Source organism: Sphingomonas sp. EU05-FHT14C10, assembly GCF_058790595.1.
The window spans coordinates 1-8,698 of record NZ_JBYTEN010000039.1 but is presented as its reverse complement, the minus strand read 5'-3'; the positions used below and the strand labels follow the sequence as shown (position 1 = coordinate 8,698).

Below are 8,698 nucleotides of genomic sequence, written 5' to 3'. Positions count from 1 at the left end.
AACAAACCCGGCCTCCCATCCAGGATACACTCTGTGGGAGGCCGGGTGGGGGAGCGGGCTGGCGCCGCGAAATGCGCCTGCGGCGCATTCCGAACGGACTCTCGGCGCGACGGCAAGCATGACAATAAAGTTGCGCGCGGCGGATTAGCGGTTAGGCTCGCCACCGCTTCGTAAAAGGGGCGGCAATCCAAGGAATGCCGCAGGGTCCAGGGGATTGGTTTTATGATCTTTGAGCGCGTCAAGCCTCTCGACGCCATATTAGCAACTGCCGAGAAGAAAGGGCTTCATCGCTCGCTCGGTGCCTTCCAGCTCACCATGCTCGGCGTCGGCGCCGTCATCGGCACCGGCATCTTCGTGCTGACGTCCGAAGCCGCGCAGAAGGCGGGGCCGGGCATGATGATCAGCTTCATCATCGCCGGTTTCGTCTGCGCGGTCGCGGCGCTCTGCTATTCGGAGCTCGCCTCGATGGTGCCGGTCGCGGGTTCGGCCTACACCTATACCTATGCGGTGATGGGCGAGCTGCTGGCCTGGATGGTCGGCTGGGCGCTGATCCTCGAATATGCGGTGGGCGCAAGCGCCGTCGCGGTCGGCTGGTCGGGCTATTTCGTCGGGCTGCTCAACAACAGTCTGGACATAACCATACCCACCGCGCTGGCGGTGGGGCCGAGCCAGGGCGGGATCATCAACGTGCCCGCCGTGGTCATCTCCGGCCTCGTCACCGGCCTGCTGATCCTCGGCACGACCGAGAGCGCGCGGGTCAACGCGATCCTCGTCGCCGTGAAGGTGACGGCGCTGACGCTGTTCATCGCGCTGACCGTGCCGGTGCTCAAGTCCGACCAGTTCATTCCGTTCGTCCCCAATGGCTGGGGCACGATCGGCGTGGTCGGCGCGGCGTCGTCGATCTTCTTCGCCTATGTCGGCTTCGACGCGGTCTCGACCGCCGCCGAGGAGACCAAGAATCCGCAGCGCAACGTTCCGATCGGCCTGATCGGCAGCCTCTTGATCTGCACCATATTCTACCTGCTCGTCTCGGCGGGGGCGATCGGCACGCTCGGTGCGCAGCCGGTGCGCGCGCTCGACGGATCGGTGCTCTCGCCCGGCACGCCCGAGCTGGCCGCGCGCTGCGCCCAGATCGTCGCGAGCGGGGTGACCGAGCCGCTGTCCTGTTCGAAGGAAGCGCTGGCGCACGTCCTGCGCAGCATCGGCTGGGTCAAGATCGGCAACCTGCTGGGTCTCGCGGCGTTCATCGCGCTGCCTTCGGTCGTGCTGATGATGATGTTCGGCCAGACGCGCATCTTCTTCGTCATGGCGCGCGACGGCCTGCTGCCCGAGAAGCTGGCGAGCGTCCATCCGCGCTTCAAGACGCCGCATATCGTGACGGTCTTCACCGGCATCGTCGTGATGCTGGCCTCGGCCTTCCTGCCAGTCGGCAAGCTCGCCGACTATTCCAACTCGGGCACGCTCTTCGCCTTCGCGATGGTCGCGGTGTCGGTGCTGGTGCTGCGGCGCAAGGACCCGACGCGCAAGCGTCCGTTCCGCACGCCGCTGGTCGGCGTGGTCGCGCCGCTCGCCATCCTCGGCTGCGTCGGGCTCTACCTCAACCTGCCGCTGATCGCGATCCTCGTGCTTCCGGCCTGGGGCGCGGTGGGGCTGATCGTCTATTTCTTCTACGGGCGCAGCCGCAGCCATGTCGGCCGTGGATCGGTGGAAGTGCACGAGCTCGATGCCGATGCACCACCGATGCCGCAGCCGCCGCACTGATCGGCAAGGTGTCAACAGAATGGGGCGCCGGGATCATCTCCCGGCGCCCCTTTTCTTATGCGCGACTGATCAGGAGTTAGCCCAGCCTGGCGGCGACCAGCGCCTTCAGGTCGGCCTCGGGACGCGCGCCGAAATGCGAGATGATCTCGGCCGCGGCGAGCGCGCCCATCGTCAGGCTGTCGGTGATCGTGCGGCCTTCGGCCTGGCCGGCAAGGAAGCCGGCGGCGAAGAGGTCGCCGGCGCCCGTCGTGTCGACCACGGCGGCGACGGGGGCCGCCGGCACCGCGAAACGCTCGCCATCGGCAATCGCGATCGCGCCATGTTCGGAACGGGTGACGACGAGCAGCGGCACGTGCGCCGCCGTCTTCGCGACCGCCGCCTCGAAATCCTCGGTCTCGTTGAGCGAGGTGATCTCGGCTTCGTTGGCGAAGAGGATGTCGATATCGCCATTCTCGATGAGCTTCACGAAATCGCCGCGGTGGCGCGAGATGCAGAAAGTGTCGGACAGGGTGAAGGCGACCTTGCGGCCGGCGGCGTGGGCGATGTCGATCGCGGCGCGCATCGCGGCGCGCGGCTCTTCCGGATCCCACAGATAGCCTTCGAGATAGAGGATCGCGCCGTCGGCGATCAGATCGCGGTCGAGCGCCGATTCGGGCAGGAACTGCGATGCGCCCAGATAGGTGTTCATCGTGCGGTGCCCGTCGGGCGTGACGAGGATCAGGCAGCGCGCGGTCGACGGATCGGTCTCGGCGCGCATCGGCGTGTCGAAGGCGACGCCCAGCGCGCGGATGTCGTGCGCGAAGACCTGGCCGAGCTGATCGTCGGCGACCTGGCCGATGAAGCCGCAGGTGCGGCCAAGCGCAGCGAGACCCGCGACGGTGTTTGCGGCCGAACCGCCGCTCGCCTCGATCCCCGGCCCCATCTTCGCGTAGAGCGCCTCGGCGGCCTCGGTCGAGAAGAGCAGCTGCATCGTGTTCTTCTTGAGATTCTCGGCGATGATGAAGGCGTCATCCGCCTTGGCGATGACGTCGACGATCGCGTTGCCGATGGCGACGACGTCATATTTGGCTGCGGCCACAATGGTCCCCTGGATGGTTCGGAATTGCCGCCCGCATAGCGCCAAGATCGCGCGCGTCAAATCTTGACCGCCGAAGGGCGCGGTGCGCAGGCTGGGCGGGCGATGGCGCGTGCGTTGATCCTGTCCTTCCGCCAGCTTGGCGACCCGGTGATCCTGCGCCTGCTGCTGCGTTCGCTGGGGCTGACGTTGCTCATCTTCCTGCTGCTCGGCGTGGGGCTGGGCTTCGGGGTCAAGGCGCTGCTCGACTGGGAGAAGATCGGCTATTCGGGCGGGATCGCGGCGGCGTCGGCGGTGGTGCTGACGCTGCTCGGCTTCTGGCTGCTGTTCCGCGCCGTCGCGGTCGCGGTGGTGGGGTTGTTCGCCGATGCGATCGTCGAGGCGGTCGAGCGGCGATATTATCCCGAGGACGCAGCGCGCGCGCGGCCGGTGGGGCTGCACCGCGCGCTGGCGATGGGGCTGAAATCGGCGGCGCGCGCGATCCTGCTCAATATCGTCGCGCTGCCGCTCTATCTGCTGCTGCTCGCGACGGGAGTCGGCGCGCCCCTGGTGTTCATCGCGGTCAATGCGCTGCTGCTTGGCCGCGATCTGGGCGAGATGGTCGCGGCGCGCCATGTCGATCGCCGGGCGATGCGCGACTGGCTTGCGACGACGCGTGGGAGCCGCGCGCTGATCGGGCTTGTCGTCGCGCTGCTGTTCGTGGTTCCTGCGCTCAACCTGCTTGCGCCGGTCCTCGGCGCGGCGCTGGCGACGCATCGCTTCCATGGGGGACGGACATGACGAAAGGGACCGCGGCTGCGATGGGCGCGCTGCTGCTTGGCGGCTGCGCCACCGTGCCGGTGACGAAGGCGCCGCCGCCCGCGCCGACCATCCAGCCGCCCAGCTACAACCTCAGCGGGCTCGAGCGGGTGATGGGGCAGACGGCTGGGCAATTGCAGGCGCTGTTCGGCAAGCCCGACCTCGACGTGCGCGAGGCGAGCGCGCGCAAGATGCAATATGCGAGCGCGATCTGCGTGCTCGACGCCTATCTCTACCCGCCGCACGCGGGCGCGGAGCCGGTGGTCAAATATATCGACGCGCGCCAGCCCGACGGCCGCGACATCGACCGGGCGAGCTGCGTCTCGGCGCTCGTCCGGCGGCAGGGCGGGAAATAATCAGGCGAGCCATTCGGCGCGGACGTCGGGATCCTGCTCGCCGGGTAAATGGCGGGCGCGCGCTTCGGGCAGGCCCTGCGGATCGAGGCGGGCGAGCGCCCAGACCGCCGCGCCGCGCACCACCGGCGCGGGATCTTCAAGCAGGCGCCGGACGATATGGACAAGGGCCGCATCGCCGCTGTTGCCGGCGGCGATCAGGCAGTTGCGGACCATCCGGTCGCGCCCGATCCGCTTGATCGGCGAGCCCGCGAAGACGCGGCGGAAGCCGGCATCGTCGAGCGCGAGCAGATCGGCGAGATCGGGCGCGGCCAGCTCGGCGCGCGGGGCGAAGGCCTTGTTCGCGGCGGCGGACGCGGCGAACTTGTTCCACGGACAGGCGGCGAGGCAATCGTCGCAGCCATAGATGTGGTTGCCGATCGCGACGCGATATTCGTGCGGGATCGGCCCCTTATGCTCGATCGTCAGATAGGAGATGCAGCGCCGGGCATCGAGCCGGTAGGGGGCGGGGAAGGCATCGGTCGGGCAGGCCCGCTGGCAGGTGTCGCACGACCCGCAGCGATCCTCCGCAACGTCGTCGGGCGCGAGATCGAGCGTCGTCATGATCGCGCCGAGGAACAGCCAGCTGCCATGATCGCGGCTGACGAGATTGGTGTGCTTGCCCTGCCAGCCGAGCCCGGCGAGCTGGCTGACGGGCTTTTCCATCACCGGCGCGGTATCGACGAAGACCTTCACGTCGCCGCCCGCCTTGGCGACCAGCCAGCGCGCCAGCGCCTTCAGGTTGCGTTTGACGACATCATGATAGTCGCCGCCCTGCGCATAGACCGAGATGCGGCCGATTGCGGGTTCGACGGCGAGGCGCATCGGATCCTCGGCGGGGGCATAGCTCATCCCCAGCGCGATCACCGAGCGCGCATCGGGCCACAGCGCGGCGGGGGCGGCGCGCTGTTCGGCGCGATCCTCCATCCAGTCCATCTGCCCGTGCATGCCCTCGCCGATCCAGTCCATCAGCCGGTCGCCGGGAAGTCCGCTGCGTTCGGCGCGTGCGACGCCGCAGGCGACGAAACCCAATCGTTCCGCCTCCGCCTTCAACGCCTTTTTAAGAGCCGCCTTGTCACTGTGCACATGTCACCGCTACCACCCGCGAGGGGTGGGGGACAGTGTTGCGCGACGGGGACTGGCAGGCGTGAACGACCAACTGGCGCTATCGGCCACCGCGCTCGTCAAGCGTTTCGGCGACAGGATTGCGGTCGACCATGTCGATCTCGCCGTCCCCAAAGGCACGATCTACGGCGTGCTCGGCCCGAATGGCGCGGGCAAGACGACGACGCTGCGCATGATGCTGGGCATCATCGACCCCGACGAGGGCGCAAGGCTGGTGCTGGGCCATGCCCATCCGCGCGCCGCCGCGACGCGCATCGGCTATCTGCCCGAGGAGCGCGGGCTCTATCCCTCGATGAAAGCGCGCGAGGCGATCGCCTTCATGGGCGCGCTGCGCGGGCTCGACTGGAAGACGGGGCGCGCCCGCGCGATCGAGATGCTCGATGCGGCGGGGCTGGGCCATGCCACCGAGCAGAAGGTCAGGCGCCTGTCCAAGGGGATGGCGCAGTTCGTCCAGCTGCTCGGCGCCATGGTCCACCGGCCCGACCTGCTGGTGCTGGACGAGCCTTTCTCCGGTCTCGATCCGGTCAATCAGGAACGGCTGGAAGCGCTGATCCGCGCCGAGCGCGACCGGGGCGCGACCATCCTGTTCTCGACGCATGTCATGGCGCACGCCCAGCGGCTGTGCGACCGGGTGGCGATCATCGCGGGCGGCAAGGTGCGCTTCGAGGGCACCGTCGACGAGGCGCGCGCGCTGCTGCCGATGCGCGCTCATTTCGTGCCGCGCGAAGGCGGCGCGGCCGTCGGCGCGTTGCTGCCCGCCGACGCGGTGCCGGTCGGCGACGGTTTCGAGTTCGTCGTGCCTCCCGAAGGCGTCGAGGCGCTGCTGCTGCGCCTGATCGAGCAGGGCCACGGCGTGGCCGGGCTTTCGATCGAGCGGCCGGGACTGCACGACGCCTTCGTCGCCGTGGTCAACGGAGCGGCGCGATGATCCGGTTCCTCAGGCAGAGCCTCGTCATCGCGCGGCGCGACTTCACCGCGATCGTCTTCACGCCCACTTTCCTGCTCTTCCTGTTCGGGCCGCTGCTGATGATCGGCTTCGCGACCATCGGCGGGCTGGGCGCGGCGCAGATGGCCGAGGGCGGCGCAGCGCGGGCGCATGTCGCCATCGCCCTGAATGCCGGCGAGGCGGCGCGGGCGAAGGATGCCGATGCCGTGCTGCGCGCGGCCGTCAGCGGGCAGGATACGCCGCCGCTGCTGGCTATTCATCCGCCGACCGGCGACGCGGAGACGCAGCTTCGCGCGATCCTGCGCGACGGCGGCCCCGAGCTGCTTGCCGGGCTCGGCGGCACGCTCGACAAGCCGGTCATCGTCCGCCGCGCGGGCGAGGAGCGCGCCGGGGCCTATCTGGCGGCGCTTGCCCGCGAGGCGCGTGCGCCGGCGGTCGCGCCCCGGATCGTCGACTATAAGGACCAGAGCGTGTCGCCGCGCGGACGCCAGTCGTCGGGCTTCGGCGCGGTGTTCGTGATGTTCTTCCTGACGCTGCTGCTCGCCGGCCAGTCGGTCGGCATGCTCGCCGAGGAGAAGGGCAACAAGGTGATCGAGATCCTCGCCGCCGCCGTCCCGCTCGAATCGGTATTCTTCGGCAAGCTGATCGGCATGTTCGGCGTCGCGATGCTGTTCATCGCCTTCTGGGCGACGATCGCCGGGCTGGGGCTGGCGCACCTGCCGGGCGGCGTCGACCTGTTGCGCGAGGCGACCCCGGCGGTGGGCGCGCCGGCCTTCGCGCTGCTGTTCCTGATCTATTTCACCCTCGCCTTCCTGCTGCTCGGCGCCGTCTTCCTCGGCGTCGGCGCGCAGGCGGGGACGATGCGCGAAATCCAGATGCTGTCGTTGCCCATCACCTTCTTTCAGGTCGGCATGTTCGGCCTCGCTTCGGCGGCGGCGGGCGACCCCGGGAGCACGATCGCCACCGTCGCGCGGATCGTGCCGTTCAGCTCGCCCTTTGCCATGGCGGCGCGCGCGATGGCGGAGCCCGGGCTTGCGCCGCACCTGATCGCCATTGCCTGGCAATTGCTGTGGGTGGCGCTGAGCATCGCGATCGGCGCGCGGCTGTTCAGGCGCGGCGTGCTCAAGTCGGGCGGCGGCGGGCATGTCCGGGCGGACCGGGCAGAGGCCGCGCCCGCCGGAGATTGACATTCTTGTAAGCAGTGTCAGTCTAGACAGTGTCAGGACCGCCAAAAGGCGGCCGCAAGAGAGAGGCTCTGTCAATGGCGACGCTTGCGCAGGACGCACCCCTAACCACTCATGCCCGGCCCGCCGGCGGCACCGATCCGCTCGATGTCAGCCGCGCGGAACTCTATCGCGAGCATCGGTGGCATGAGCCGTTTCGCCGCCTGCGCACCGAATCGCCGGTCTATTATTGCGAGGATTCGGCGTTCGGCCCCTATTGGTCGGTGACGACCTACAAGCCGATCGTCCATGTCGAGTCGCTGCCCGAAATCTACTCGTCGGAGGCCGGCGGCATCACCCTCGCCGACCGCATCGCCGACGACTACCAGATGCCGATGTTCATCGCGCGCGACCGGCCCAAGCATACCGAGCAGCGCCGCACCGTCGCCCCGGCTTTCACGCCGAGCGAGATGGTCCGCATGTCGGGCGACATCCGCCACCGCACCGCCGAGATTCTCGACGCGCTTCCCGTCGGCGAGCGTTTCGACTGGGTCGATCGCGTCTCGATCGAACTCACCACGCAGATGCTGGCGCTGCTTTTCGACTTCCCGTGGGAGGATCGCCGCAAGCTGACCTTCTGGTCCGACTGGGCGGGCGATATCGAGCTGGTCCACAGCCCGGAGACGCGGCAGGAGCGGCTGGGGCACATGTTCGAATGCGCCAGCTATTTCAAAAGATTGTGGGACGCCAAGATCGATCAGCCGCCGACGCCCGATCTCATCTCGATGATGATCCACAGCGAGGCGATGAGCCACATGGATGACGGCGAGTTCATCGGCAATCTCATCCTGCTGATCGTCGGCGGCAACGACACGACGCGCAATTCGATGACCGGCGGCATCTATGCGCTCGACAAATTCCCCGACGAGCGCGCCAAGCTGGAAGCCAATCCCGAGCTGATCCCCAATACGGTGAGCGAGATCATCCGCTGGCAGACGCCGCTGGCGCATATGCGCCGCAACGCGCTGGTCGACACCGAGCTTGAGGGGCAGAAGATCCGCGCGGGCGACAAGCTGGCGCTCTGGTATATTTCGGGCAATCGCGACGAAAGCGTGTTCGAGAATGCCGACAAGCTGATCGTCGACCGCCCCAATGCACGGCGCCATCTGGCGTTCGGCTATGGCATCCACCGCTGCGTGGGCGCGCGGCTGGCCGAGCTGCAGATCCAGATCCTGCTCGAGGAACTGGCCAAGCGCCGCCTGCGCGTGAACGTGCTCGAGGAGCCGGTCCGCGTCTCGGCCTGCTTCGTCAACGGCTATCGCAAGCTGCCGGTGGAGCTGAGCCGGTATTGACCTGATTTGCGTCGGCAAGGGCGGCACCGGCCCGCTCCCCCACCCGGCCTCCCATCCAGGATATTCTGTGGGAGGCCGGGTGGGGG

8 protein-coding genes are annotated in these 8,698 nt (G+C 68.3%); 6 read left to right on the top strand and 2 right to left on the bottom strand.

Going from position 1 to position 8,698, the window contains the following annotated elements; translation table 11 throughout:
• Window positions 1–222 precede the first annotated feature (222 nt).
• The gene (locus AC3WT0_RS19680; RefSeq protein WP_492755104.1) at window positions 223–1,761 is read left to right on the top strand and encodes an amino acid permease; all 1,539 of its coding nucleotides are present in this window, start codon (window positions 223–225) and stop codon (window positions 1,759–1,761) included.
• A 76-nt stretch (window positions 1,762–1,837) separates the two neighbouring features.
• Here AC3WT0_RS19680 and AC3WT0_RS19675 read toward each other — a convergent pair whose 3' ends face one another.
• On the bottom strand, window positions 1,838–2,839 hold the full coding sequence (locus AC3WT0_RS19675; RefSeq protein WP_492755103.1) for an adenosine kinase: 1,002 nt from the start codon (window positions 2,837–2,839) through the stop codon (window positions 1,838–1,840).
• Window positions 2,840–2,941: 102 nt separating this feature from the next.
• Here AC3WT0_RS19675 and AC3WT0_RS19670 point away from each other — a divergent pair, with 102 nt between their 5' ends.
• The gene (locus AC3WT0_RS19670) at window positions 2,942–3,616 is read left to right on the top strand and encodes an EI24 domain-containing protein (protein ID WP_492755102.1); all 675 of its coding nucleotides are present in this window, start codon (window positions 2,942–2,944) and stop codon (window positions 3,614–3,616) included.
• The gene (locus AC3WT0_RS19665) at window positions 3,613–3,990 is read left to right on the top strand and encodes a hypothetical protein (RefSeq protein ID WP_492755101.1); all 378 of its coding nucleotides are present in this window, start codon (window positions 3,613–3,615) and stop codon (window positions 3,988–3,990) included. The genes AC3WT0_RS19670 and AC3WT0_RS19665 overlap by 4 nt, the downstream gene beginning before the upstream one ends.
• Here AC3WT0_RS19665 and queG read toward each other — a convergent pair whose 3' ends face one another.
• Window positions 3,991–5,112, bottom strand: a complete 1,122-nt coding sequence (gene queG / locus AC3WT0_RS19660) for a tRNA epoxyqueuosine(34) reductase QueG (RefSeq protein ID WP_492755100.1) — start codon at window positions 5,110–5,112, stop codon at window positions 3,991–3,993.
• 61 nt (window positions 5,113–5,173) lie between these two features.
• Here queG and AC3WT0_RS19655 point away from each other — a divergent pair, with 61 nt between their 5' ends.
• From AC3WT0_RS19655 to AC3WT0_RS19645, 3 genes are all read left to right on the top strand, one after another.
• Window positions 5,174–6,079 (top strand): ABC transporter ATP-binding protein, encoded by a 906-nt coding sequence (locus tag AC3WT0_RS19655; RefSeq protein WP_492755099.1) that lies wholly within the window; start codon window positions 5,174–5,176, stop codon window positions 6,077–6,079.
• Window positions 6,076–7,284, top strand: coding sequence for an ABC transporter permease (locus AC3WT0_RS19650; protein WP_492755098.1), 1,209 nt, complete (start codon window positions 6,076–6,078; stop codon window positions 7,282–7,284). The genes AC3WT0_RS19655 and AC3WT0_RS19650 overlap by 4 nt, the downstream gene beginning before the upstream one ends.
• Before the next feature lie 74 nt (window positions 7,285–7,358).
• Window positions 7,359–8,612: a cytochrome P450 gene (locus AC3WT0_RS19645; protein WP_492755097.1), complete on the top strand. Its 1,254-nt coding sequence runs from the start codon at window positions 7,359–7,361 to the stop codon at window positions 8,610–8,612.
• The last annotated feature ends 86 nt before the right edge of the window (window positions 8,613–8,698 follow it).

What these genes read in the sequence shown, in the direction of transcription:
- AC3WT0_RS19645 (WP_492755097.1), top strand. Translation starts at nt 7,359, where the DNA reads ATGGCGACGCTTGCGCAGGACGCACCCCTAACCACTCATGCCCGGCCC.
- AC3WT0_RS19650 (WP_492755098.1), top strand. Translation starts at nt 6,076, where the DNA reads ATGATCCGGTTCCTCAGGCAGAGCCTCGTCATCGCGCGGCGCGACTTC.
- AC3WT0_RS19670 (WP_492755102.1), top strand. Translation starts at nt 2,942, where the DNA reads ATGGCGCGTGCGTTGATCCTGTCCTTCCGCCAGCTTGGCGACCCGGTG.
- AC3WT0_RS19665 (WP_492755101.1), top strand. Translation starts at nt 3,613, where the DNA reads ATGACGAAAGGGACCGCGGCTGCGATGGGCGCGCTGCTGCTTGGCGGC.
- AC3WT0_RS19680 (WP_492755104.1), top strand. Translation starts at nt 223, where the DNA reads ATGATCTTTGAGCGCGTCAAGCCTCTCGACGCCATATTAGCAACTGCC.